General features: G+C 51.2%; 24 protein-coding genes. All 24 read right to left on the bottom strand.

The features are described from left to right. Positions 1 to 55 precede the first annotated feature (55 nt). Positions 56 to 907 carry a hypothetical protein gene (locus tag BLT35_RS13845; RefSeq protein WP_254777564.1) on the bottom strand — a complete coding sequence of 284 codons (852 nt, stop codon included), beginning with the start codon at positions 905 to 907 and terminating at the stop codon, positions 56 to 58. Between the two features lie 502 nt (positions 908 to 1,409). After that, entirely contained in the window at positions 1,410 to 1,664 is a 255-nt protein-coding gene (locus tag BLT35_RS13840; protein WP_054818115.1) for a DUF3243 domain-containing protein, read from the bottom strand. Positions 1,665 to 1,743: 79 nt separating this feature from the next. Then, the gene (ymfI, locus tag BLT35_RS13835) at positions 1,744 to 2,505 is read right to left on the bottom strand and encodes an elongation factor P 5-aminopentanone reductase (RefSeq protein WP_054818114.1); all 762 of its coding nucleotides are present in this window, start codon (positions 2,503 to 2,505) and stop codon (positions 1,744 to 1,746) included. Continuing rightward, a complete protein-coding gene (gene yfmH, locus BLT35_RS13830) occupies positions 2,495 to 3,787 on the bottom strand; it encodes an EF-P 5-aminopentanol modification-associated protein YfmH (protein ID WP_062408024.1) in 1,293 nt (430 codons plus the stop codon). The genes ymfI and yfmH overlap by 11 nt, the downstream gene beginning before the upstream one ends. Then, complete coding sequence (gene yfmF / locus BLT35_RS13825; RefSeq protein ID WP_054818156.1) at positions 3,788 to 5,092, bottom strand: EF-P 5-aminopentanol modification-associated protein YfmF; 1,305 nt, start codon at positions 5,090 to 5,092, stop codon at positions 3,788 to 3,790. Positions 5,093 to 5,184: 92 nt separating this feature from the next. Further along, positions 5,185 to 5,988, bottom strand: a complete 804-nt coding sequence (sleB, locus tag BLT35_RS13820) for a spore cortex-lytic enzyme (RefSeq protein ID WP_074728463.1) — start codon at positions 5,986 to 5,988, stop codon at positions 5,185 to 5,187. 120 nt (positions 5,989 to 6,108) lie between these two features. Continuing rightward, the gene (locus tag BLT35_RS13815) at positions 6,109 to 8,664 is read right to left on the bottom strand and encodes an FtsK/SpoIIIE family DNA translocase (RefSeq protein ID WP_062408022.1); all 2,556 of its coding nucleotides are present in this window, start codon (positions 8,662 to 8,664) and stop codon (positions 6,109 to 6,111) included. A gap of 75 nt (positions 8,665 to 8,739) precedes the next feature. Then, positions 8,740 to 8,970 carry a YlzJ-like family protein gene (locus tag BLT35_RS13810; RefSeq protein ID WP_054818113.1) on the bottom strand — a complete coding sequence of 77 codons (231 nt, stop codon included), beginning with the start codon at positions 8,968 to 8,970 and terminating at the stop codon, positions 8,740 to 8,742. Further along, a complete protein-coding gene (locus tag BLT35_RS13805) occupies positions 8,967 to 9,698 on the bottom strand; it encodes a ClpP family protease (protein ID WP_062408020.1) in 732 nt (243 codons plus the stop codon). Before BLT35_RS13805 ends, BLT35_RS13810 begins: the two co-directional genes overlap by 4 nt. A 168-nt stretch (positions 9,699 to 9,866) precedes the next feature. Next, the gene (locus BLT35_RS13800) at positions 9,867 to 11,543 is read right to left on the bottom strand and encodes a ribonuclease J (RefSeq protein ID WP_054818112.1); all 1,677 of its coding nucleotides are present in this window, start codon (positions 11,541 to 11,543) and stop codon (positions 9,867 to 9,869) included. Between the two features lie 208 nt (positions 11,544 to 11,751). Continuing rightward, the gene (dapA, locus tag BLT35_RS13795) at positions 11,752 to 12,627 is read right to left on the bottom strand and encodes a 4-hydroxy-tetrahydrodipicolinate synthase (RefSeq protein ID WP_054818111.1); all 876 of its coding nucleotides are present in this window, start codon (positions 12,625 to 12,627) and stop codon (positions 11,752 to 11,754) included. Between the two features lie 13 nt (positions 12,628 to 12,640). After that, entirely contained in the window at positions 12,641 to 13,867 is a 1,227-nt protein-coding gene (dapG, locus tag BLT35_RS13790; protein WP_074728461.1) for an aspartate kinase, read from the bottom strand. A gap of 99 nt (positions 13,868 to 13,966) precedes the next feature. Further along, positions 13,967 to 15,004, bottom strand: coding sequence for an aspartate-semialdehyde dehydrogenase (locus tag BLT35_RS13785; RefSeq protein ID WP_062408016.1), 1,038 nt, complete (start codon positions 15,002 to 15,004; stop codon positions 13,967 to 13,969). 42 nt (positions 15,005 to 15,046) lie between these two features. Then, positions 15,047 to 15,640, bottom strand: coding sequence for a dipicolinate synthase subunit B (locus tag BLT35_RS13780; protein ID WP_054818110.1), 594 nt, complete (start codon positions 15,638 to 15,640; stop codon positions 15,047 to 15,049). A 1-nt stretch (position 15,641) separates the two neighbouring features. Then, entirely contained in the window at positions 15,642 to 16,538 is an 897-nt protein-coding gene (gene dpsA, locus BLT35_RS13775) for a dipicolinate synthase subunit DpsA (protein ID WP_062408012.1), read from the bottom strand. 207 nt (positions 16,539 to 16,745) lie between these two features. Further along, positions 16,746 to 17,201 (bottom strand): dUTP diphosphatase, encoded by a 456-nt coding sequence (dut, locus tag BLT35_RS13770; RefSeq protein WP_256830222.1) that lies wholly within the window; start codon positions 17,199 to 17,201, stop codon positions 16,746 to 16,748. Continuing rightward, positions 17,194 to 18,444, bottom strand: a complete 1,251-nt coding sequence (locus tag BLT35_RS13765) for a M16 family metallopeptidase (RefSeq protein WP_074728459.1) — start codon at positions 18,442 to 18,444, stop codon at positions 17,194 to 17,196. Before BLT35_RS13765 ends, dut begins: the two co-directional genes overlap by 8 nt. Before the next feature lie 65 nt (positions 18,445 to 18,509). Next, positions 18,510 to 19,541: a polysaccharide deacetylase family protein gene (locus tag BLT35_RS13760; protein ID WP_054818108.1), complete on the bottom strand. Its 1,032-nt coding sequence runs from the start codon at positions 19,539 to 19,541 to the stop codon at positions 18,510 to 18,512. A 144-nt stretch (positions 19,542 to 19,685) separates the two neighbouring features. After that, the gene (gene pnp / locus BLT35_RS13755) at positions 19,686 to 21,788 is read right to left on the bottom strand and encodes a polyribonucleotide nucleotidyltransferase (RefSeq protein ID WP_074728457.1); all 2,103 of its coding nucleotides are present in this window, start codon (positions 21,786 to 21,788) and stop codon (positions 19,686 to 19,688) included. Positions 21,789 to 22,055: 267 nt separating this feature from the next. After that, the gene (gene rpsO, locus BLT35_RS13750; RefSeq protein ID WP_062408008.1) at positions 22,056 to 22,325 is read right to left on the bottom strand and encodes a 30S ribosomal protein S15; all 270 of its coding nucleotides are present in this window, start codon (positions 22,323 to 22,325) and stop codon (positions 22,056 to 22,058) included. 168 nt (positions 22,326 to 22,493) lie between these two features. Further along, a complete protein-coding gene (locus BLT35_RS13745; RefSeq protein ID WP_054818106.1) occupies positions 22,494 to 23,447 on the bottom strand; it encodes a bifunctional riboflavin kinase/FAD synthetase in 954 nt (317 codons plus the stop codon). A 51-nt stretch (positions 23,448 to 23,498) separates the two neighbouring features. After that, on the bottom strand, positions 23,499 to 24,431 hold the full coding sequence (gene truB, locus BLT35_RS13740; protein ID WP_054818105.1) for a tRNA pseudouridine(55) synthase TruB: 933 nt from the start codon (positions 24,429 to 24,431) through the stop codon (positions 23,499 to 23,501). Next, positions 24,428 to 25,411 (bottom strand): DHH family phosphoesterase, encoded by a 984-nt coding sequence (locus BLT35_RS13735; RefSeq protein ID WP_062408005.1) that lies wholly within the window; start codon positions 25,409 to 25,411, stop codon positions 24,428 to 24,430. Before BLT35_RS13735 ends, truB begins: the two co-directional genes overlap by 4 nt. Next, positions 25,408 to 25,764 carry a 30S ribosome-binding factor RbfA gene (rbfA, locus tag BLT35_RS13730; protein ID WP_062408003.1) on the bottom strand — a complete coding sequence of 119 codons (357 nt, stop codon included), beginning with the start codon at positions 25,762 to 25,764 and terminating at the stop codon, positions 25,408 to 25,410. The genes BLT35_RS13735 and rbfA overlap by 4 nt, the downstream gene beginning before the upstream one ends.

Raw genomic sequence — 25,764 nt, 5'->3', positions numbered from 1 at the left:
CGCACCACAAAAATATTCTACAAAATTCGATAAAATCCTCTCGAAAGGCACTAACTTATTCACGTTTCGTGATAAATTTTATTTCCGCATTGGTATAAGGCTGAATCCCCGGCTGCCACCGTCCTTGCTCCAACATATCCCTGACCGAGGTCAAAATGCCAGGCCACTGCAGTTCAATCCGGGTCGAAGCCAGATTCATCACCGGAACCCGAAGGGAGTTCAACCGCTGCAATTGTGCGGCTTCAAGCGGAGCATATACGGCAATCCATGAAGGCCTGTTCGCCTGAACCTGATATTGCAATTGCGAAAACCAGCCCTCCGCATCGGCCAAGCTGATGTATTCCGCTTCTTCGGAAGGCGCCCACTCCGAAGGAATCGGATAGGCCGAGGTGGTAACCCATTCGATATTTCGTCCGCTTACAAGCTGCTGGCGTACCCATTCGTCCCATTCAGCCTGAAGCTGTTCCTCTGTCACCAGCTTGAGCGAGATATTCTGCTCAGATACAGCGAATGCTTGCCGATCTATAACATCATCGAGCAGCAACCAGTTGCGCTCAGGTACTTTTCCGGCTTCCGGCAGGACATTGCGGACCAACTCATGTCCCGCTACTAAAATCATATCATAAGGCCGAGTTCTAACATGATCCAGCTGTTCTTCCGTCAGAGCCGACGCATTTTGCATCCATTCGAACGACGTTTGCTTTTGCTCGCGCCATTCAAGCAGCGTGCTTTGCAGCGTATTCTTGACTGGATCCGAAATTTCCGGTCCGGTTATGACAAGAATTGATTTTTTGGACTCCAGCAAGGCCGGATCAATCTCCGGGATTTGACTGGCGCATCCCGCCGCCATGACGGCCATACCAAGCAAAGATATTCCAATTATCCATCGTTTTAAAGTTTTCTTCAAAACGTATATCAACCTCTCTTCTGTCAACCCATGATCCCTTATCCAGTATAACAGAAAGGCTCTGTTAAAGGCTAATGTGATCTTTGTCCACACCCATGTTCGGATGTTGAAACAAGAACAAACAGGTATGGATAAGCTCAATAAAGCTGAAAGGAGTCTCGACCCTCCTGAATCATATCCGTAATGGCAGCATAAATGTTGGGTGGATATTCAGCGATTCTATGGCAATCGGATAAAGTTCGGTAGATTGTTGAACGTACTCCTTGATTTCCAAATTTCGAGCAATGGATTTCAACGCATCTGCAAATTGCTTTTCAACGGATGGAAGAGCCATAGGGTGTATCCCTCGTTTCATTAGAATTATCATAAAAATTATAATTCAAATGTCGAGACAAATACAGGCCGGATTACTCTCTAAATATCGCAACAATCTTTAACATGACCAATGGAAAAAGCAAGGAAAAGCCTCCCCGAGAGGAGGCTTTCAACAATACCGGTATGATTAATTATTCGCTTTGGCCAACTTGACCATGATCTGAGCCAACACTTTTCTTTCCTGTTCGTCACTGACATCCCAAAGCTCTTTCAGCACGCGCTCTTCCTTGTTCTCGGGATCAATCTTGTCGGCCAGAAACTCGCCGATTTGGAAGGCCAGATTCGAAATCGTCTCCTCTGTCATTCCGGCCTTTTCAGCCTGCTTTACGCGCTCACCCAAGAATTCTTTCCAACGCTCGAACACCTTCAGCACCGTAGCCATGTCGCAATTCCTCCTTGTAAGAATGAATGGTCGTTGCAACTATAATGTCTGCAATAACAAAGGGGATTATACGGCAGGCTTACGTCAGCCAACCGCCGTTGGGGCTGATGATTTGTCCGGTAATATAACCCGATTCCGGCAAAGCAAGAAAATAAACAAGCGAAGCGATTTCGTCCGGACGACCGAATCGGCCTGCCGGAATTTCATTTTCGATGGCAGCCTTCTCCGCAGCATCAAACCCGGCCATCATCAGTGTATCCACAGCGCCGGGAGCCACAGCATTGACGGTAACCCCCGATGGCGCCAGCTCCTTGGCCAGCGCTTTCGTAAAGGCATTAATGCCCCCTTTGGCGGTAGAATAAGCGACCTCGCAGGAAGCCCCGGAAATGCCCCATATGGAGGATACATTGATGATGCGGCCGTATTTTTGAGATACCATATAGGGCATAAACTGGCGGGTCATGAGAAAGGTTCCTTTCAGATTGATTCCCATCATTTCGTCCCACTGCTCTTCCGTTACGTCGGCGAGCATTCCGTAATGCGATACGCCTGCATTGTTTACAAGAATATCAGGTATCATTCCGTGATGCAGCAGCTTCTCCTTCATTCGCTCCACCTGCTCCTGCGACCGCAAATCGGCAGTCACCGTCAGCACGCGGGCTCCCTGGCTCATACAGCTACGAGCGGTTTCATTAGCCGCTTCATGAGACTGCAGATAATGAATGACTACATTCAAGCGCGCAGAGGCAAAACGGCGGGCGATCGCCGCGCCGATGCCCCGGCTCGCCCCCGTGATCAATACCGTTTGTTCCGTAAATGGTTTGTTCGCGTTATGCTCCATTGGAATCACTTGTCACGATGGATGCCGCAAGGCGGTTCCAATCAAAATGGCTGTGAAGCAGCTCGTTCACATCGGCGTGCTGCAGCTCCTCGTAAACGGGCAGAATATCAAACAGCTCAATACCTTTAAATCGGTACTTAGTAAATTCATTAGCGATCGCTTCCGGTGAATTGAGCTGTCTCAGGAATGCGCCGATCTTTTTCTTCTTGCTCCGGTCAAAATCCGAGACGGCGATGCCTTCCGATTTGACACGGTCGATTTCTTCTTGGACCCGGGAAATTAATTTCTCAGGATCCTTTGTGTCTCCGCCCATCACGGTAAAGGCATAGTTTTCCGCTATGTTGTATTCCGAACCGAAGCTGTCGGAAATCAGCTGCTCGTCGTACAGCTTTTGATAAATGGCCGAGCTTGGGCTCACAAGGATATCAAGCAGGACCTTCATCGCCAGCTCCCGCTTCAGCATCTCCCGTCCTCTGAGCGGCTGATCCGGCTCCTTGCAGCCGAAAAGGCATTTAGGCAAAGAAACGGGCAGCACGGCCACCTTGCGCGGCGCCTTTACCGCAGCCGGTTCCTCATCGAAATATCTGTGGATTTCCCCTTGAGCTTTGAACGATTTGGCCGCCTGGTTTTGCCTTACCAGTTCCATGATTTCCTCCGGTTCCACTCTGCCAACGACGAACAAGCTCATATTGCTCGGATGGTAAAAGGTATGGTAGCAATCATAAAGCATTTCTTTGGTAATTTTCCCGATCGATTCCACCGTACCGGCGATGTCTATATGCACGGGATGGACATGGTACATCGTCTCGATTAACCCGAAATACACGCGCCAGTCCGGATTGTCCTTATACATATTGATTTCCTGACCGATAATGCCCTTTTCCTTCTCCACGTTCTCATCCGTAAAATACGGATTTTGAACAAAATTCAGTAGCGTAGTCAAGTTTTCCTTGATATGTCCGGTGGCAGAAAATAAATAAACCGTCCGGTCAAAGCTGGTAAATGCATTTGCCGAGGCTCCTTGCGCCGCGAATACGGAAAAAATGTCGCCCGTCGGCTCTTCGAACATTTTATGCTCGAGAAAATGCGCAATGCCGTCAGGAACTTTTCGCCGCTCTCCGCCTTCTACCTGAAAGTGATTATCGATAGAACCGTATTTTGTGGAAAAGGTAGCATACGTTTTCTGAAAGCCTTCTTTCGGCAGGATGAAAACGGAAAGTCCGTTCGGAAGCTGCTCCGTATACAATGTTTCTTTCACATGTGGATAAGGGATGACCTGCATTTATTCTCCTCCCTTGCGGTCGCGCAGGAAATAAATCGTATCAAGCTGAACCTTCTGCGCTATATTCCGGATTTGCTCCGGGGTCGTCTGTTCGACTTGTTCGATCAGCTTGGGAACCGTACGCTCCGCACCTGACAGACGGTTGTTGAAATCAAAAGCAATCCATTCGAATGCGGAATCCTGCAGCTCGCGCAAATGGCCCGAAATCATCGCTTTGGTTTGCTGAAGCTCCAAGTCCGATATCTTTCCTTCTTCCATTGCTTTTAATTGCTCTCTGATGATCGTAACGGCTTTCTCATAGTTTGCAATCTCAATTCCCGATTGGATCGTCATGATTCCTTTATGGCCGTCCAGACGCGAGGAAGCGTAGTAAGCCAAGCTTGCTTTCTCCCTGACATTCGTAAACAGCTTGGAATGCGGATAACCGCCCAGAATACCATTGTACAGCAGCGCAGAAGGATAAGATTCGTCCGCGTAGGATGTCGGTATGCGAAGTCCCATGTTCAGTTTGCCCTGACTTACGTCAAGCCGCTCAACCACTTCTTTGACCTGCGCCGCATTTCTGTGTTCGATCCTGAGACTGTACGAAGGAGCCGCGGAACGCTGTACCGAGAAATAACGGTCAATCCATGGAAGCACTTGCTCCAGATTCGTATTTCCGACAACATAGACATCCATAGGTGCGCTCTGCAGCAGTTCGTGAAACCGCGCCGTCAACGGCTCGGCTTCGATGGATTCCAACACATCAAGCTTGCCCAGCGGATGCAGCCGGTAAGGCTCCTCGCTGCACATTTCTTCAATGCAGCGCTCAGCCGCATATTTGACTTTGTCGTTTACGATCGCCTGCAGCCGTTTCTCCAGCGTGGTTTTTTCCGATTCAATATACTTTCGGACCAGCGTGCGGCCTTCGAGCGCAGGCTCCGTTATGGCGCCGCCCATAAACTCGATCGCCTGCTCCAGCAGCGAGCGGCTGCTCGAAACGAATTCATCCTGGATTACATCCATTCGGAACTGCAGCATTTGATAATCACCGCGTTTATAGATGTCAAAACCAAAGCCCGCACCGTACATGTCGTCCAACCGTTCCCGGAACTGCTTTGTCTGCGGGTAAGCTTTGCTGCCGCGCCGAAGAACGAACGGTATCAAAGCTGTCGGGGTCACCGTCTCCTCGTCAAGCGGACTGCCGATATACACCGATAACGCGAATGTCTTGAACTGCTCCGTCGGGAGCACATGTACACGTACGTTACGCACCGTACCTCGCTGAAATTGGGTATCCTTCAATGGCGAAACAACTCCTCTCATGATCGCGTCCATCCGCCTTCCTTCACATGATCCATTATATTCCTCTATAAACAGAAGAAGCAACCGCAGCAGGGTTACTTCTACTTGATGCTTTATTTGCAGAAAATATGTTTTCCGATTTGTTTGACTTGAGGACGCGTCCAGATCCAGGCGGACGTCGCTGTCTCCGGATTGAAATAATACAGGCAGCCGTCGGTAGGATCCGAGCCATTCAACGCATCTTGAACGGCCTTGCGTGCCGTATCGTTTGGAGTCAGCCAGATTTGTCCATCGTCAACGGCGGTAAATGCTCTAGGTTGAAAAATGACTCCGGAAACGGTATTGGGGAAGCTTGGAGACTTCACGCGGTTTAAGATAACAGCCGCAACGGCGACTTGGCCGATATACGGCTCCCCGCGGGCTTCCCCGTACACAGCGTTAGCCATAATATTCAGATCCTGCTGTGACAATCCGAAACGCGTTGAGGGCGTCATTCCTGTCGGTGCCCCGGATGCCCGCTCCTGGCCGCCGCCTCCGCCCGAGGCTTGACCCTGCCGTCCCCCGGTAACCCAAGGAGGCAAGTCCTCGGCTTTGGGCTTCCAGGCCTTCGTCGCTTCCCAAAGCTTCAATTTGGTTTTACTTCCGGCGATACCGTCAACCTTTAACCCGAACTCGGATTGAAACCACTTGAGCGCCTTCAAGGTCTGATAGCCGAAATCGCCGTCCACCCTTCCTTTATAAAAGCCCAAAAACTTAAGCCTTCCTTGAAGCTCGTACACATCCGCAGTGGAGGAAGCTCCATAACGGATTTCGTTCTTGCTGAACGTTTGCTCCGTGCTATAGCGATGCTTAAGTTCAAAACCGGCAAACAAAACGAAAATTAAACAAACGGTAATAACAACCAATCGTTTATTCATTGTAATCATACTCACCTTTCCCACTTCATTTTGGCAACCTTTTTACGGTTATTATGAGAAAGGGAGTCAGCTTCTATTCAAGCAGAATTGGTAATATCTGGGTGTTATGTACGACCTTCATCACGAGCTCATGCGGTTGATCTGATACTGCTCGAGGGAAACAAGCACTTCGCGAGGCTTGCTGCCTTCATACGGACCGACAATCCCGCGGGCTTCCATCGTATCGATTAACCTCGCCGCACGCGTGTACCCGACGCGCATCCGGCGCTGCAGCAGGGAAACAGAGGCTTGCTTGGCTTCCAGGATGATCTGAACCGCCTGATCATACAGTTCATCCTCAAATTCATTCTGCTCTTCCTGCCTTTCTTCCACTTGAGGCACCATGTCCTCGACATATTCGGCTTTTCCCTGCGTCCGCACAAAGCTCACAACGGCCTCGACCTCGGCATCGGACAGGAAAGCCCCTTGCACACGCACGGGCTTGGAAGCGCCCATCGGCAAATACAGCATATCCCCGCGTCCCAGCAGCTTTTCAGCTCCGACCGAATCGAGTATCGTCCGGGAATCCACCTGGGATGAAACGCCAAAGGCAATCCGTGAAGGAATATTCGCTTTAATGACGCCCGTGATGACATCGACGGACGGCCGCTGGGTTGCGATGATCAAATGGATCCCTGCAGCCCGAGCCATCTGTGCAAGACGGCAGATCGAATCCTCTACGTCGTTGGCAGCGACCATCATCAGATCCGCGAGCTCGTCCACGATCACCACAATATACGGCAGCGGAGCTCCCGTTTGGGTTTCCGTCAGCATCGCATTATAGCCCTCAATGTTTCTCGTGCCGCTCTTGGAGAACAGTTCGTACCGCTTCTCCATCTCAACGACAACCTTCTTCAGCGCCAAGGAAGCCCGTTTCGGATCCGTAACGACCGGAGCCAGCAAATGCGGGATGCCATTGTACACATTCAACTCCACCATTTTCGGGTCAATCATCAAAAATTTAACTTCATCCGGCTTCGCTTTATACAATATACTCGTGATGATGCCGTTGATGCAGACTGATTTTCCCGAACCCGTAGCTCCGGCAACGAGCAAATGCGGCATGCGCGCGAGATTGCCTACAATCGGCTGTCCAGAAATATCCCGGCCCAGTGTTATAGACAATTTGGAAGCGGCATCCTGGAACGTAGGGCTCTCCATGACCTCGCGCATCGTAACGACGGACACCTCGGTATTCGGCACCTCGATCCCGATAGCGGATTTCCCCGGAATCGGCGCCTCCATCCGTATGTCCTTGGCAGCCAGGGCAAGCGCAATATCGTCCGTTAAGCTCACGATTCGGCTCACCTTCACACCGACATCAGGTTGAATTTCATACCGGGTCACGGCCGGACCACGGACCACCTCAAGCACTTTCGCTCTAACGCCGAAGCTTTCCAGCGTCGCCTCCAGCTTACGGGCAACGGCTTTGTAATCGAGCGCATCGCCGCCTTTGCCTGACGACGGCTTGGATAACAGCTGGAGGGACGGAAGCTCGTATGGAATCTCCAAAGGCTTGTTCTTCATATCGAAATCTTCCGTTCCGCCTTCGTGTTCGGCCGACTCTTGAGCTGCGGCTTTAGAGCCGGAGGAAGCGCCGCCTTCTCCCTTGGCTCCCGTGGCTAACACCGTCTCCTGCTGTACCTGCTCCTGGAAATCGCGGATAACCGGGATGGCAGGATCATTGAATTCAGCCACAGGAGGCTCATTTCCCGACAGAAGCGATCGTTCATCCTCTGCTCTGGTATACACGGTCACCATCTCTTCCTCGCTATCGGAAGAATGGTCGGAGTCCGGACCTCCTGACACCTTATCAGCCGATTTGCTGCCGCCTTTGGAGGGATTTAACAGCTCGAAGAAAAGCGCGCGCTTCTTTCCAGACCCGCGGTTTTTCTTTTCCGGCTTGTACGTTTCCTCGTCATATTCTTCATCCGGTTCCGGAATATAAGCAACAGCCGGTTTTCTTTTCTTCACCTTATTGACAGCTTGCCTCCGCTGATGACGTTCCAGCAGCTTCCGTTTGATATACTGACCTAACAGCGTATCGGCAAAAGGCTTCCGGCCTCTTACCCGGTTGAGTACATCGCCCAGCGAGATACCTGTCACCAACAGAAACCCGGCAATAAACAACGTATACTGGATCAGCCGCGCCCCCAAATTATCAAACAAATAGTACAGAACGGAGTAGATCAAGGCGCCGATCATCCCGCCCCCTACCCCGGCAGTCAAAATTTCCTGGCCCTGCATCGTCGGTTCAAGTCCGTCAATCATGCCGATCCATGTTTGCGACCAGATTTGACCTGCGGTAAACTCCGCTTTTTCATAAAGCTGGGCAAACAGACTGATATGGCTCATCAGCAGCAGGGAAAGAAGAATCAGCAGCAGACCCGTTTTACGGGATGTCCTCCAGACCGGCCACGACCGCTTCATCATCGCATACAAGGCAGCGTATATAAACACTAACGGTATAACAAAGTCCCACGTTCCGATCAGAAAGCGAAACAGATAAGTCAGGGCGCGGGCTACGGAGCCCTCACGGGATAAAGCGATGATTGACAATGTCAAAATCAATATGCCGTACAGTTCAAATTTCAAATTCGTTTTAAGTCCTTTGCCCCTCTTCCTCTTCTTGGACAAGACCGCTCACCCCCCGAGGATTCATTATACCATAAACTGGGGTGAAGCTGAATGTAAGGAATGTAAATTCGATCCTTAGCCCTGCAGAAATGGCTGAAATTCAATCATTCTTCCGGGTGCATACTGCGGGTTCAAATAGTCCTGCAGGTTGCAGCTGATTAAACGGACGATCCTCGCCTGCCGGGCATTGATAGGGTGCACCTGCATCGTGACTCCATTCATGACGATTTCAACCGGTCTTGGAAAGTCCTCATGATCAATGCCTTCCATCACTGCTTCAAGCGGAAGCACCGTATAATGAATCATTGGACCATTCCTCCCTGGGCTCTGCGCCGTTCTTCGATCATCTCGTTGAGCTTTTGAATCGCTTCCCCTACGCCGCCTAACGCGTCGATTAAACCATAGCGAACCGCATCCGATCCGATCACCGTCGTTCCGATATCCCGGGTCAGCTCCCCCGTTTTGAACATCAGCTCTTTGAATTTGTCTTCCTCGACTCTGGAGTGGCGTGTGACGAAACGAATAACCCTTTCCTGCATTTTGTCCAAATATTCAAACGTTTGCGGCACTCCGATAACCAATCCGTTCAGCCGGATGGGGTGAATGGTCATCGTAGCCGTCTCGGCAATGATGGAGTAATTGGCCGAAACGGCTATGGGAACGCCGATGCTGTGACCGCCGCCCAGAACCAGCGTCACCGTCGGTTTGGATAAGGTGGCGATCATCTCCGCGATGGCAAGCCCCGCTTCCACATCGCCGCCGACCGTGTTCAGAATGATCAATACGCCTTCGATTTTCGGATTTTGCTCCGCCGCTACCAGCTGCGGAATGATATGCTCATACTTTGTCGTTTTATTTTGCGGAGGAAGCACAAGATGGCCCTCTACCTGGCCAATTATCGTCATGCAGAAGATATTAGACTCGTTGGTTGGAACATTCGTTTGTCCTAACTGCTGAATAGCATCGACTGTAGCGTTCTTTCTCGCGTCTTCTGTCATGGGCTGCGTCTGCTCTTGATTATTTTCAAATGCCATGTCACATTCCCCCTAGAGTGTTAAAATCTCCCCTTAGTATGATACGGGAGCGCAAAAATATGCGCCGAACCGCATAAAGACCGCTCTGCGTCGATGATGGACACAGGCGGTCTTTTTTCATGTAAGTGACATTTATTAAGTTAACGGTGCTATGACTGGTGGACAGTTTCAGACTTCCATAATAATAGGGAGAATCATCGGTCTTCTTCTGGTTTGTTCATATAAAAATCGTCCGAGCGCGTCCTTCACATGAGTTTTGAGAGACGCCCACTCATTCACATTTTCATTCATCAAGCGATGCAGTGTGCTGGTCACAATGCGGTTCGCTTCTTCAAGCAGCCCTTCCGATTCCCGCACGTATACGAAACCTCGGGAAATGATATCCGGGCCGGACAAAATCGCCCCATCCTGCTTGCTGAGTGTCACCACGACAACGAGAATTCCGTCTTGTGAGAGCAGTTTGCGGTCGCGCAGTACGATGTTGCCTACATCGCCCACGCCCAGTCCGTCAATCAGAATGTTGCCGGCAGGAACTTTGGAGCCCTTGCGCGCCACGCCATCTTGAATCTCCACGGTATCCCCGTTGTCCACGATGAAAATATCTTCCCGCGGTATGCCCACAGACTCCGCCAACATCCCGTGCTGACGCAGCATGCGGTACTCCCCGTGAATCGGGATGAAATATTTAGGACGCATGATGTTGAGCATCAGCTTCAGCTCTTCCTGGCTTCCGTGTCCCGAGACGTGCACACCTGTGATGGAACCCGGTCCGTAAATCACATTTGCGCCGATCCGCATCAACTCGTCCACTGTACGTCCCACATAGCGCTCATTGCCCGGAATCGGTGTGGCCGCGATGATGACCGTGTCTCCCGGTAAAATGTCCACCTTCCGGTGGGTCGAACGCGCCATGCGTGTAAGGGCTGACATAGGTTCGCCCTGAGATCCTGTCGAGAGAATGGCAACACGGTCCGAAGCGAGTTTATTCACTTCTTCCGGCTCAATCAGCATGCCGTCCGGAATATGCAGATAGCCGAGCTCGCTCGCGATGCTTACTACATTCACCATACTGCGGCCGATCACAACGAGCTTGCGGCGAGTGCTCTCGCATGCGTCGATTACCTGCTGAATCCGGTGAATATTGGACGCGAAGGTTGCGATAATGACACGCTGCTTCGCTTTGCGGAACACCTCTTCAATCTCCGCCCCGACACTGCGTTCCGAACCGGTATAGCCCGGGCGTTCCGCATTCGTACTGTCCGATAACAGGGCCAGCACGCCTTTATGTCCGATGGCTGCCATCCGGTGGAGATCAGCATGCTGCTCGTTTACCGGTGTCTGATCGAACTTGAAGTCTCCGGTATGCACAACATTCCCTTCCGGAGTCTCCAAGCACACCCCGACCGAATCCGGAATACTATGATTCGTTTTGAAGAATGTTGCGGTCATGCAGCCCAGCTTCAATTCGGAATCGGCCGTAATGACGATTCGTTTGGTTTCGCCAAGCAGACTCGCTTCTTTTAATTTCGTTTCGATGAGTCCCATGGTCAATCTCGTACCGTAAACAGGTACATTCAAATGCTTCAGCACGTAAGGCAATCCGCCAATGTGATCCTCGTGTCCGTGGGTAATCAGAATGCCCCGGACTTTATCGCGATTTTCCGTCAGGTAGGAAATATCCGGAATGACGATATCGATTCCGAGCATGTCCTCTTCGGGAAATTTCAATCCGCAGTCAATCACTACAATATCGTTCGCGTATTGCACAACATACATGTTCTTTCCGATTTCACCTACGCCGCCCAAGGCGAAAATCGTTAATTTGTCTATATTTTTCTTGGACAAGTACATAAACCTCCTCAAATTAATTGACGACGATTCAGATATGAGCTAAAACCAAAAATATACCGCACCAGTCACTTGCCACCATTATACATGAACAAATTAACCATTTACAAGCTGATCAGCATCACGCCGTCCGCCGTTAGTTATTCGTATTGTATCCAAAAAAAAGAAAACCGATGCCGGAATGGCACCGATTCATTCGAAGACCTCATTCAAACAGGGATGCAATGAATTGTCCTTCTTGTTCGGTAACATTCACGAGAGGCAAACGCACGCCTCCCGTCGATACTCCTTTGAGTTGAAGCGCATGCTTCACCGGCGCAGGATTCGGCACGCGATGCGGACAGAAGAACAATCCTCTGAATATCGGAAGCAATTGACCGTGAAGTCTTGCCGCACCCTGTACATCTCCCTGTACATAACATCTTATCATATTTTGCATTTCTTTTCCAACTACATGGCTCGCTACGCTCACGATGCCATGTGCTCCAACCGACATGGCCGGAAGCGCAGCACTGTCGTCACCGCTGTAGACCAGAAAACCCGGAGCAGCTCCGCTTACGATCTGGGTCAGCTGATCCGTATCCGCACAGTCCTTCGTGGCAACGATATTCGGGATATGAGACAAGCGGATCGTCGTATCGGCGTCGATGTTCACACCTGTACGTCCGGGAACGTTATACAAAATGACCGGAATGTTTACCGACTCGGCAATCGCTTTAAAATGCTGATACAGACCTTCTTGAGAAGGACGGTTATAATAAGGAGCCACCAACAGCAGAGCATCTACACCGAGTTTTTCCGCTTCCCTGGATAAATGGATGGAGTGGGCGGTATCATTGCTGCCTGTGCCTGCGATAACAGGGCAACGACCATTGACATGCTTCACCGCGGTCCGGAAAAGCTCCAGTTTTTCTTCCTCCGTCAACGTCGGAGATTCCCCCGTTGTACCGCTAACCACGAGGCTATCGCTTTGCTGTTCGTCGATAAGGTAGTCGATCAATTTCTCAAACCCAGCGATATCTACTTTCAGGTCGGTATCAAAAGGCGTTACCATTGCCGTTATAAGTCTTCCAAAATCCACGACAAAACTCCTCCTACTTCATTGTTCTGTATAGTTTGAACTGCTTATGCAGCGCTCTTACGGCTCTGGCCATGTCTTCCTCCTGAACCAGCACCCAGATGGTGGTATTGGAGTCCGCGGACTGCAAAATTTGCACATCTGCCTCCGTCAGCGCTTCAACAATATGTGCCATGATGCCCGGAACGCCGTTCATGCCCCCGCCGATGATCGACACCTTGGCGCAATTCGGCGTAATTTGGGGACTGAGCCCCATTTCCACCAACGTATCGGCCGCCCGGTTGGCCTCATGATCAAAGACCGTATACACTACTCCCGAAGGATTCACATTGATGAAATCCACGCTGATTCGTTGACGGGCCATCGCTTTAAATACATTCAGCTGAAGGTCATAGCTGCCTTCCTTTGCCGATACGCGGATCTGTGAAATACCCGGCACATGGGCTATCCCTGTAACGAATCGGTCTTGAACGGTTCCCGTTGCAGCCTTGATCGCGTCAGGATGCGTGACAAGCGTACCCGGATCCTTCGAGAACGTGGAACGCACACGAACCGGAATACCGGCATGCATGGCTACTTCCACCGCTCGGGGATGAATGACTTTGGCGCCGAGATGCGCCATATTGCATATTTCCATATACGAGACGACCGACAGGGGCTGTGCGTCGTCAACGATTCGCGGATCAGCCGTCAATATGCCGCTCACATCGGTAAAGATATCGACAATCTCCGCGTTCAACGCAGCGCCCAGAGCGGTTGCAGACGTATCGCTTCCGCCTCGTCCCAGCGTCGTAAAATCGCCGTCAGCCGTTTCGCCTTGAAAACCGGCAACGATGACAACGTTTCCTTGGTCGAGCAGTTCAAGTATACGCCCCGGCTGCAAGGATGTGATTTGAGCGTTGCCAAACGTATCGTTGGTTCGTATTCCGGCTTGCGCGCCGGTCAACACCGTCGATGGAATGCCCGCCGCGTTCAACAGGCTGCATAAGGTCGCCGCCGAGATCAGCTCTCCGCAGCAGAGCAGCATATCCTGTTCCCTGTCAGGCAGCCGGTCTCCGTTCTGACGGATCCATTCCAGTAAAGTATCCGTTGCATAAGGTTCGCCCTTGCGTCCCATAGCCGATACGACAACTACTAGTTTGTATTCTTGCTTCAATGCGTCCTGGATATGCTCGATAACGTGTGCTCTGGCTTCAGCTGTGGAAAGGGACGTGCCTCCGAATTTCTGCACTAGGATCTTCATCAAGATCTCCCCTTCTTGAGTAGCCTTTCAAAGATTGAGCAAAAACCAAGCTTCCCGCATCATGCAGGAAGCCGATTTGGTAGCCGAAGTTGTCCGTGATTATTTTTCGATCGCGATATATTCCGCGATTTGGACCGCATTCCAAGCAGCGCCCTTCAATAAATTATCGGAAACAATCCACATGTTCAGCGCCCGAGGGTTGCTCAGATCGCGGCGTACACGTCCAACGAATGTCTCCAGCTTGCCTGCCGCCTCCGTAGCGAGCGGATACAGCTGCTCCGCCGGATTGTCCTGCAGAACGATTCCCGGCGCTTCAGCGAGGATATTCTTCACTTCCTCCACGTCAAAGTCGCTTTTCAATTCGACATATACGGACTCCGAATGTCCATAAACGACCGGAATGCGCACGCAGGTGGCGGTAACCTCCAGAGATTCGTCGCCCATAATTTTTTTGGTTTCGTTGATCATTTTCATTTCTTCATACGTAAATCCGTTATCTACGAATTTATCGATTTGCGGAATGGCGTTAAACGCAATTTGATGCTTGACCGGAAGCGATCCGACCGGCAAAATTTGCGGTTCCACCGGCTGGCCGTCGAGTACGGCACGGGATTGGCGCAGCGTTTCCCTGATCGCGCTTGCCCCTGCACCCGATACAGCCTGATATGTGGAAACGATAATGCGCGAAATCCCGTAACGATCGTACAACGGCTTTAGGGCCTGCACCATTTGGATTGTCGAGCAGTTCGGGTTCGCGATGACTCCCTTGTTTTCATTAATCTTATCAATGTTCACTTCCGGCACCACTAGCGGTGTATCCGGGTCCATCCGGAAGGCGCTGGTGTTATCCACGCAGATCGTTCCGTGCTTGATCGCTTCCGGCACGAGCGCGCGGCTTACGTCGCCACCGGCGCTGAACAAAGCGATATCCACATTCCGGAAGCTTTCCGGCTTGGCTTCTTCAATGGTAATTTCTTGACCCTTGAAATTGATTTTCTTGCCCGCTGACCGTGCGGATGAGAGAAGCTTGAGTTCACCAATAGGGAAATTCCGTTCGGCCAGCAAACGGATAATTTGTTCTCCTACAGCACCTGTTGCACCTACTACAGCGACATTAAACAATTTTTGATTCGACATGTGTACGTCTCTCCCCTATGATGATATAAGTAAAATGTATGATCAGTAATTAAACCGTTCAATCAGCATCGGCTGCAGCTGCTTGCCTTGAAGCGCCGCTTCGCACGTTTCCATAATCAAGTCCATCCGGGCCACAAGCGAATTCGGTTTGGCTTGCGGATTGTCCTGACCGAAAGGGACAAAATAAATATTCTTCGTAATGAGCAGCTTGCCCACATTCATCGCGTTCAGGCCCAACCCGTCATTCGTCGATATCGCCAGCACCAGCGGCCGGCCGTTGCGCATTTGCGCCTTCGCCGCCATCAGTACCGGGCTCTCTGTCATGGCATTGGCCAATTTACTTGTCGTATTGCCTGTACATGGAGCGATAACCAGTACATCCAGCAGCTTCGAAGGTCCGAGCGGTTCTGCATCTACAATTGAAGAAATAATATCATTTCCTGTGATCTGTTTCAACTGTTTTTGCCAACTTTCCGACGTTCCGAATCGCGTATCCGTCGTCATGATCGTATTGGATACAATAGGAATCACCTTGGCTCCCGCATCCACAAAACGCCGGATTTGCGGCATAACTTCTTCAAAAGTGCAGTGAGAGCCCGTCATAGCGTAACCTACCGTAAGACCCTGCCAATTCATTTTACCTATTCCTCCTTGAATTTGCATCCTCCATAATAATCCGCGTAATGGTGTCGCCAATGATGCGTCCTGCCGTTTTCGGCGCAACGATGCCCGGAAGCCCGGGGGCAAGGATCGCCTTGATTCCCCGTTTTTCGGCAAAACGGAAATCCGTTCCCCCCGGCTTCGAGGCCAGATCGATAATGACGGCTCGATGAGGAATGTTGGCTATAATCTGGGCCGTAATAATCATCGACGGAATGGTATTGAAAAGCAAGTCGACATGAGATACATTGGTGATCAGGTCCTTGGTATAAAAAGGGTTCATCCCCATTTCCAAGGCCCTGGCATAATATTCCGGTTTATTCACGCCAACCCTCACTCTGGCGCCCATGCCCTGCAGTGTTCTGGCTACCGTTATCCCTGTCCGGCCAAAACCAAGCACCATCGATTCGGAACCGTGCAGCGTAATATCCGTATTTTGAATCGCCATCATGATGGCGCCTTCGGCGGTGGGTATCGAATTGTATATGGCCACATCATCCCGGTCAAATAGCTCTATCAGCTCTATACCCTCCTTGGTACACAGTTCACGCAAGTAAGTCTTCGCCATGCCGGCAAATACCTTTGCCTTCTTCGGCAGCGCCGCTATATGTTTACCCTCTATACGCAATTCCTTTGACGCAAAGAGACTTTCTACATGTCCATAGTCGTCCGTACCTACAGCAGGCAAAATGACGGCATCCATTCCCTCAAGAACCTCGGGCGTCAGTTCTGCCTTGGTGATTCCGCTGAACCCGTTTTGCAAATTGTCGAATCCGATCAGCACTACGGTAGCATCCAGCTCGGAGCATTTGTGTATGACTTCGAGCTGACGGGCATCGCCGCCGATCAGCGCCACATGAATCCCGGTCAGCATCAATCTCACCTCTTTCTATGTCGCTTTCGATAAAACATCTTATGCGTAAGCCCAAAGATGGGTTCCAAGGGGCCGGCCGGGAATACAGCGGAACTCTGAAAAAATCCGGCTAATGCCCCTGCCGCATCTTCTCCTGAACAAAAAAAACGTTCTCCCGTTCCGAGCCGTGGCTTGGAATGGGAGAACGCCTTCTTCCGGGATATGATATTATTTTGTGCCCGTATGCCCGAAGCCTCCTGCTCCGCGCACCGTATCGTCCAGTTCTTCAACTTCCGTAAGCCGGATTTGCGGCACCAGTTGGAAAACCATCTGCGCAATCCGTTCCTTCCGCTCGATGATGAAGGGCTCCTGACCGTGATTGATCAGCAGCACCTTCACTTCTCCCCGGTAATCCGCATCAATCGTCCCGGGGCTGTTGAGGGAGGTAATGCCGTGTTTGAATGCCAGCCCGCTGCGAGGCCGGATTTGCGCCTCCAGCTCGTCAGGCATGGCAAGCGCAAAACCGGTAGGAATCAGTGCCCGGGCGCCCGGCTCAAGCGTCACAGGCTCGGTTACCGCGGCATACAGATCGAACCCGCTTGCCAGCTGAGACATTTTCTGTGGAAGCGGGATATCCTCATTGCCCGGGAGACGCTTGATTCTAACTTCAAATGCATTAAACAAGGCGATCCCTCCCGAACCCGGCGATGGCTTCATCCGTTTGCCCTACCATTGCCAAAGCGAACGGCTCGGAAAGCAGCCTTGCCGTCAGCTGTTGAATGTGCTCCATCTCTACCCTTTCAATCCGCTCGATCATCTCATCCAAGCTGTAATGCTTACCCAGCATCAGTTCGTTCTTGCCGAGACGGTTCATACGGCTGCTGGTGCTTTCGAGACTTAGAATGAGACTGCCCTTCATTTGTTCCTTGCCTTTTTTCAGCTCCGCCGGCGTTAAGCCGTTTGCTTTCAAATCAGCGAGGAGCTCCATTGTAATCTTAAGCACCTCTTCTGTTTGCTTTGGAGCCGTTCCGGTGTAAATCGTGAACAAGCCGCCATCCTGATAAGCCGTATGATAAGAGTACACGGAATAGGCAAGTCCGCGCTTTTCGCGAATTTCCTGGAACAACCGGGAGCTCATCCCTCCGCCGATCGCATTATTCAGCAGAATCATCGCATACAGTTGATCATCCTTGGCTGAAAAACCCGGGAACGAAAGGCAGATATGGTTTTGTTCCGTCTTTTTCTGAAAATACTGAAGGTCGCTGCGAAATCCTGGCGGAGGCGTGATGCGGTCCCCGCCTTGAACGGAAAATTCACCGAAATGACGTTCAATCAGTTCAACGACGTTGTCATCTACATTACCGGCAATACTGACCACCGTATTCTCTATCGTATAACGGGATTTCATATAATTCTTGAGCGTATCGGAACTCATGGCCGCCAAGTTGTCCTGCGTGCCGATGATCGTATATCCGAGCGAGTGGTTGCCGAAAGCCGCTTTGGCAATCAAATCGTGAACCATATCGTCCGGCGTATCTTCATACATGGAGATTTCTTCATAGATTACATTTTTTTCCTTCTCCAGCTCCACGGGGTCAAACGTGGAACGGAAGAACATATCGGCTAATACTTCCACCGCCATCGGCAGATGCTCATCAAGCACTTTGCAATAATAGCAGGTATATTCCTTGGACGTGAATGCATTCACGTTGCCGCCGATACCGTCGAAAATTTCGGCAATATCCTTTGCCGAATATTTATCCGTACCTTTGAAGAGCATGTGCTCAATCAAGTGCGAGATACCGTTGTTCGTTTCATTTTCATCGCGAGATCCGGTTTTGACCCAAATGCCGAAAGCCACCGAGCGGCCTGTCGGTATTTTCTCTACCACGACTCTCAGCCCATTGTTAAGCGTATATTTGTCCAAGCCATCGAGCCTCCTTAAGTCCTGCTATGAATGATACGCTTGCGCATAATATTTAGATATTAACATTAATATTCAGCCGACTCAACCTTGGGCACCCGCTGCGGGGAAATGACTTCACTGACGGTGCCAAGCTGGAGCCCCTTGGATTTGATCACGCGAATCATTCCCGGGAGCGCTTTACTGCTGGAGGAGGTCGGATGCATGAGAATAAGCGAGCCGGGTTCTATTCTTGTCTCAATTTTACGGACGATGCTGGAAGGTTCAGGGTTTTTCCAGTCTACGGTATCGAGCGTCCAAAGGATGGTTCTCAGCTTCATGCTGTGCGCGATCTCCACCGTAGTCTGATTGAAGTCCCCGGAAGGCGGTGCAAAAAGCTTATTGTCTACACCGAGTTCCCGCTTTAACAGTTCTTCGGTTTTACTGATCTCGGCGAATGCCTGCGCCCGGCTTAATTTACTCATATCCTTATGGGAATACGCGTGATTGGACATCTCATGCCCCTGCTCCATGATGGTCCGGGCCATGGGAATATTTTTACGAAGCCACGATCCGTCAAAAAAGAACGTTGCGCGCACATTTTCTTTCTTCAACGTCTCCAGGATGACCGGTAAATATTCTTCCCCCCAAGCGACGTTGATCATAAAAGCAGCCATCGGCTTATTCGGATTCCCCTTGTAGACCGGATGAGGCCCGAGCTGCTCCAAGCCGACTTGAGGAGGAACCTCCCTGAAAAGAAGCTTGGGCGGATCTGGAAACGACTCCCGCTCGGCAAGCTCCAACGTTTTCTCCACATCGATTTCAAGTCCGTTATATCCGGGTATCGCCTTCCAAACCCGGTCGACCTTCGCGTTAATCGGTGCAACGTTCAGCCGCTTCGCCTCCGCTTGAATATGCTCGAGCAGCTTCGCTTTACGGGTATCCGGGTCTTCTCGCCATACCTGCCTGGCTAATTGGCCCAGAGGAGATCCGATCAGATTCGTTGAGGCACTGCTTTGTATCGCATGCTGCACAAATCGTTCCACTTGAGGCGATTGCTGCACCAAGACAAGCACCGCACCGAAGCAAGCTGCTGTGAACAACAACTGGTAGCGTTTCATTTCGCATTCTCCTGTCGTTCCTCATTTGTCCCATTCATATGCCTTTTGGGACAAGGTTAGAACCGGAGAACCAACAGGCCAAACAAAAAAGAGACAGACTGCTCTGACTCTTTCTTCATTCCCGCTTTATTAAGACTATGAGATTTAGTTTTGTGCCGGAACTTGTGCCGTCAATACCGCTTTGCGCGATAAATTCACGCGGCCCTGGGCATCAATTTCAGTGACTTTAACCGTAATCGCGTCACCGATCTTCACTACATCCTCTACCTTGCCAACGCGTTCGGTAGACAGCTGCGAGATGTGCACCAATCCTTCTTTGCCCGGTAAAATTTCAACAAAGCAACCGAATTTCTCGATGCGCTTGACCGTGCCAAGATAGGTTTCTCCTACAACGACTTCGCGGACGATGCCTTCGATGATTTGACGAGCCTTCTCGTTCATCTCCTCGTTCGACGAGGCAATGTACACACGGCCATCCTGCTCGATATCGATTTTCACGCCGGTTTCCTCAATGATTTTGTTGATGATCTTACCGCCTGCTCCAATGACATCGCGGATTTTGTCCGGATTGATCTGCATCGTGACAATTTTCGGCGCATATTGCGACAACTGGGATTTCGGCTGATCGATGCGCTCGAGCATTTTGTTCAGGATGAACATTCGGCCTTTCTTGGCCTGCTCCAGCGACTGCGACAAGATAGCCCGGTCAATGCCGTCAATTTTGATGTCCATTTGCAGTGCCGTAACGCCTTTGGCCGTACCGGCCACTTTAAAGTCCATATCGCCGAGGTGGTCTTCCATCCCTTGAATATCTGTCAAAATGGAGAAGTGATCTCCATCTTTAATCAGTCCCATGGCAATACCTGCCACCGGCGCCTTGATCGGAACGCCTGCGTCCATCAAAGCCAGTGTACTGGCGCAAATACTTGCTTGCGACGTCGAACCGTTGGATTCCAATACCTCCGAAACAAGCCGAATGGTATAAGGAAATTCGGATTCCGAAGGAATAATCGGCTCAAGCGCACGTTCGCCAAGCGCTCCGTGACCGATCTCACGACGACCCGGAGGACGCAACGGCCTCGCCTCGCCCACACTGAACGGAGGGAAGTTGTAATGATGCATAAACCGTTTCGATTCTTCCAAATCCAGCCCGTCAAGAATTTGCACATCGCCCAGTGCCCCAAGCGTACAAACGCTGAGCGCCTGTGTTTGGCCGCGGGTGAAGAGTCCTGATCCATGCGTACGAGGCAGCAGATTGATGTCGCACTCGATCGGGCGGATTTCCTCCAATCCGCGTCCGTCCGGACGCACCTTGTCGTGCGTAATCAAACGGCGCACTTCTTCTTTTACGATATCGTAAAGCGTTTCTTTCACATCCGCCATCTTTTCCGGAGTTTCTGCATAGACCGCGGCAAAGTGCTCTATAGCATCGTTGTTTACCGCATCGATCGCATCTTGTCTGGCGTGCTTTTCTGGAACCTTCACCGCTTCGATCAGACGGGCAGTTGCAAACTCGCGAACCGCCTGGCTCACTTCCGCGTCCACGCTATGTAGCTTGACTTCCATCTTCGGTTTGCCGACTTCTGCAGCAAATTGCTCTTGTATGGCAACGATTTTACGGATTTCGTCATGCCCGAACATGATCGCTTCGAGCATCACTTCCTCGGGAACTTCTTCCGCACCGGCTTCCACCATCATAATGGCATCCTTGGTCCCGGCCACTACCAGATGAATGTCGCTTTTCTCGGCCTGTTCCACTGTCGGATTGATGACGAACTGTCCATCTACCCTTCCGACAATCACACCGCCGATCGGACCGTGAAACGGCACGTCCGAAATGCTGAGCGCCGCGGATACGCCGATCATCGCCGTAATCTCCGGCGCGCATTCCTGATCCACGCTCATGACCATCGCTACGACCTGCACATCGTTACGGAAGCCTTCCGGGAACAACGGCCGAATCGGACGATCCGTTAAACGGCTGGCGAGTATGGCTTTCTCGCTCGGACGTCCTTCCCGCTTGATGAATCCCCCCGGAATTTTCCCTACAGAATAAAGCCGTTCCTCATAGTTTACCGTCAGCGGGAAAAAATCCAAATCTTTCGGTTCAGCCGATGCCGTAACCGTGCAAAGCACGACCGTCTCACCGTAGCGGGCTAAAACAGCTCCGTTGGCCTGCTTGGCCAAACGTCCGGTTTCAAGAATCAGCGGACGCCCCCCGAGATCCATTTGCACCTTCTTCTCCATAAACAACCTCCTAAAAATTTGCGTTCGCTCCATGAAAAAACATATACACGAGAAATCGCTTATGTAGTGTTAGCGACCGTCTTCGGAGAAAATTACCGCGGCGGCCGGATCGAGTTTATCTATAATGCATTCTGCATAATGATTAGTATTTCCTTCTTTTGCGAAAATAGTAGCCGAAAAAAAGCAACCCCGCAAGCCTATGCATCCATCGCCATAGGCCTGGCGTGCACAAAGGACAAGCGTGGTTGCTTTTGTTATGACCGTAAATTAACGGCGCAAGCCGAGCTTTTCGATCAAGGCGCTGTAACGCTGAACGTCTTTGTTTTTGAGGTACGTCAGCAGCTTACGGCGCTGGCCTACCATCTTGAGCAAGCCGCGACGAGAGTGATGGTCCTTCTTGTGCGTCTTCAGATGGTTGGTCAAATTGACGATGTTTTCCGTAAGAATTGCGATTTGCACTTCAGGAGATCCTGTATCGTTCTCATGCGTCTTATGAGTTTGGATTAATTCCTGCTTGCGTTCTTGAGTCAATGCCATTCCAATTCACCTCCATAAATAATCTAATCTCCTTTGGCCCAGAGATCGTTGGAGTGTTCGATTCTCCACGCCAAGGTTTCTCTATTGTCCCGCTTGTTATCCCCAGAGATATGCACTCGGGCAACGTTACAAAGTATATCATATTCCATCTGTAAAAGTAAAATCATATTATAAGTTTTGCATGGATCTGCGTTCTGCTATGATGAAACGCGCTTGGTCCGCATCCTGGCGGATTTGGGAAATCAGCTCCTGAACGGAGCCAAATTTCCTTTCATGTCGAATAAATCCGAGCAGCTCCACCTCTATGGTCTCACCATAAACCATATCGGAGAAGTCAAACAAATGCGCTTCCAATACCGGCTGCAGCAGGCCGGTATCGAATGTCGGCTTGACTCCGACATTCATAACGCCGCCTACTTTACGTCCCCGAACGGTTGCAACAACGGCATACACGCCATTGGCCGGAATCACATAGTCTTCCGACACCTCAATGTTAGCCGTGGGAAACCCGATCGTGCGGCCGCGGCCGTCTCCGTGAACTACTCTCCCTTGAAGCTTGTACGGGCGGCCCAAAAGAAGACCGGCTTCTTGAACGTCGCCGCTTAGAAGCAGGTTGCGGATTTGCGTACTGCTCACCTTTTCTCCGCGAAGCTCGAACGGACGTACCACCTCTACGGCAAAGCGCCCTCCAGCGAGATTGCAAAGCGTGTCCGATGTGCCCGCGCCCTTAAAGCCGAAGGTAAAGTCAAACCCGACAAATACGGTATTCACCCTCAAAGGAATAAGCATTTGTTCAACAAACTGCTCAGGGGATACCCGCATCAAAGTTTCGTTAAAATCGACGATGTACGTCGTATGAACTCCAAGTGCTTCAAGCTGCTCCTTTTTGGCAGCAAGCGGTGTCAGCAGTTGAGTGTATTTATCTATCCCCAGCACTTGACGGGGATGCGGATGAAACGTCATAATGGCAGCCGGAAGGCGCAATTCGGCCCCACGCTCGACCGCACGACGGATCACTTCCCGATGACCGAGATGTACGCCGTCAAATTCGCCGATAGCCAGCACCCGGGAGTCTGCAACACACGCCTCAGGGAGCGGAAACGTTAGCTGTACCGTATGCATCGTATTTTATTTCACCTACATTTCTTATAGGGCACGCTTTGCCGCCCATCTTCAAGAAAAGATTTTGTTTGGTAATAAAAGTCCGCGCCGCGGATCCCATTCAAAAATACCGATCAACCGGCCTTCGCCGGAGAATCCGGCAATAGGTTTGCCGGAATCCGCTTGTGAATTGTCCGTCTGCGGCCAATGAGCCGGCTCCAAACGAATTTTTTGTCCTGACAGCGCTCTTCGGGCTGATTCATCATCCAAACGGACCGATGGCAAACAGCTCAGCACATGTTCCATCGGTATCAGCTTATCCGACAGCGCCCCCCGTTCGTGAAGCTCTTCCACCTGCTCCAAGGTCAAGCACTGCTCCGGACCGATGTTGCCCGAAGACGTTCGCACCAACTCTCCCATCACCGCAGGGATTCCGAGCGCTGCACCAATGTCGGCGCACAGCGTCCGGATGTACGTACCCTTGGAACATTTCACGCGGAACCGGACTTCGGGAAATTCTCCCGACCAATCCGTTTTCAGCACTTCTATACTATAGATCGTAACGGTGCGTGCCTTGCGCTCGATTTCAACGCCTTGCCGCGCCAACTCGTATAAGCGCTTGCCCTCCACTTTCACAGCGGAATACATAGGCGGCACTTGTTCCATCGTTCCAACGAACTGTGCTATCGTCTCGGTCACCTGCTGAGGAGTCACCCTTCCTCCAGGATTCTCCAATCTTTGAAGCACTTGTCCGCTCATATCTTGCGTATCCGTACAAAGACCCAGACGGAGTACGGCTTCGTATGCCTTGGGCATTTCCTGCACGTACTCGACCAACCGGGTCGCACGCCCGATACAAAGCGGCAGCACGCCGGTCACTTGAGGATCCAGTGTGCCCGTATGGCCGATTCGTTTAATTCGTATGATCCGGCGAACCTTTGCCACCACATCATGAGAAGTAAAGCCTTTCGGCTTCCAAATCGGTAAAATGCCTTCGAGCGTCATGAGAGCTCCTTCCCTACTTCCTTGACTACTTGCTCAATCGCTTCCTCGAGACTGCCGCTGATCGTACAGCCCGCGGCACGAACGTGCCCGCCGCCCCCGAACCGCTTGGCAATGGCAGCCACATCCGCTTGGCCCGCTGACCTCAGACTTACTTTTACAGATCCGGGCTGCTTCTCCTTGAACAGCATACCGACCTCCACGCCCTCCACATTACGGGCATAGTTCACCAGCCCGTCCATATCCTCAGAGGTCGCTTCGGTGGACGACAAATCGTCCAGTGTCACATACAGCCAGGCCGCCCGATTATTATGGGCGAAAGACAATGTACTCAAGCTCCGCTTGAGCAGCGAAACCTGACCGTAAGTCATCGTTTCGAGCAGCCTTTCGGCGAGCTTGTGTCCTTGCACGCCGCGCGCCAGCATGTCGGCGGCAATTTGCAGCACTTTGGGAGTGGTATTGGCGTAACGGAAGCCGCCCGTATCGGTAAGAAGACCGGAATAAATGCAAATACTCAGCTCACGGGTCAGCTCGACGCCAAGCTCCAGTGCCAGATCGTACAGCACCTCGACTGTAGCTGCAGCATCGGCCCGGACCAGATTGACTTGCCCGAAGTTATCGTTTGTCGCATGATGATCGATATTTAAGAGCTGCCATTGCGGGGCAAAGCAGCTCCGTACTTGGCCGATACGCTCAAAATCAGCACAATCGACCGAAATAATCGTCCTGAACGTCCGTTCGGGACGTTCCAATTCGTAAGGTATGACAGAAAACGAGCCGGCCATGTACATGAACTTCTCCGGAATCCGGCCCTCATTGATCAACGTGGCCTTTTTATTAAGGGACTTCAGCAGCCATGCCATAGCGAACGTGGAACCGGAGGCATCCCCGTCAGGCTGGACATGGGATACCACCAGGAAATCATCGTTATTGCGGATAAACTCAGCCGCTGATCGGAGCTGAGCTTCGTAACCGGCGGTCATATATTCGGGTTCTCCTGTTTAATTTGCTGAAGAAGCCCTTGAATCTTAGAACCGTAATCAATCGACTCATCGAATTTGAACAGGAGTTCCGGTATCTTGCGCATCCGAATTCGCTTGCCGAGCTCCGAACGGATAAAACCGGTGCTGCGGGTCAGTCCCTTCAACGTTTCTTCCTTCTGCTCATCGGTGCCGAGAACGCTCAAAAAGACCTTCGCCTGAGAAAAATCATTCGTTACATCCACGCCCGTCACCGTAATAAAACCGATCCGAGGGTCTTTTAACTCCGACTGGATGATTTGGCTCAGCTCTTTTTTGATTTGTTCTCCGACTCTGCCCACGCGAATTTTAGCCAT

Source organism: Paenibacillus naphthalenovorans, from assembly GCF_900099895.1.
Classification (GTDB): domain Bacteria; phylum Bacillota; class Bacilli; order Paenibacillales; family NBRC-103111; genus Paenibacillus_G; species Paenibacillus_G naphthalenovorans.
This window is presented reverse-complemented; position numbering and strand designations above follow the sequence as displayed.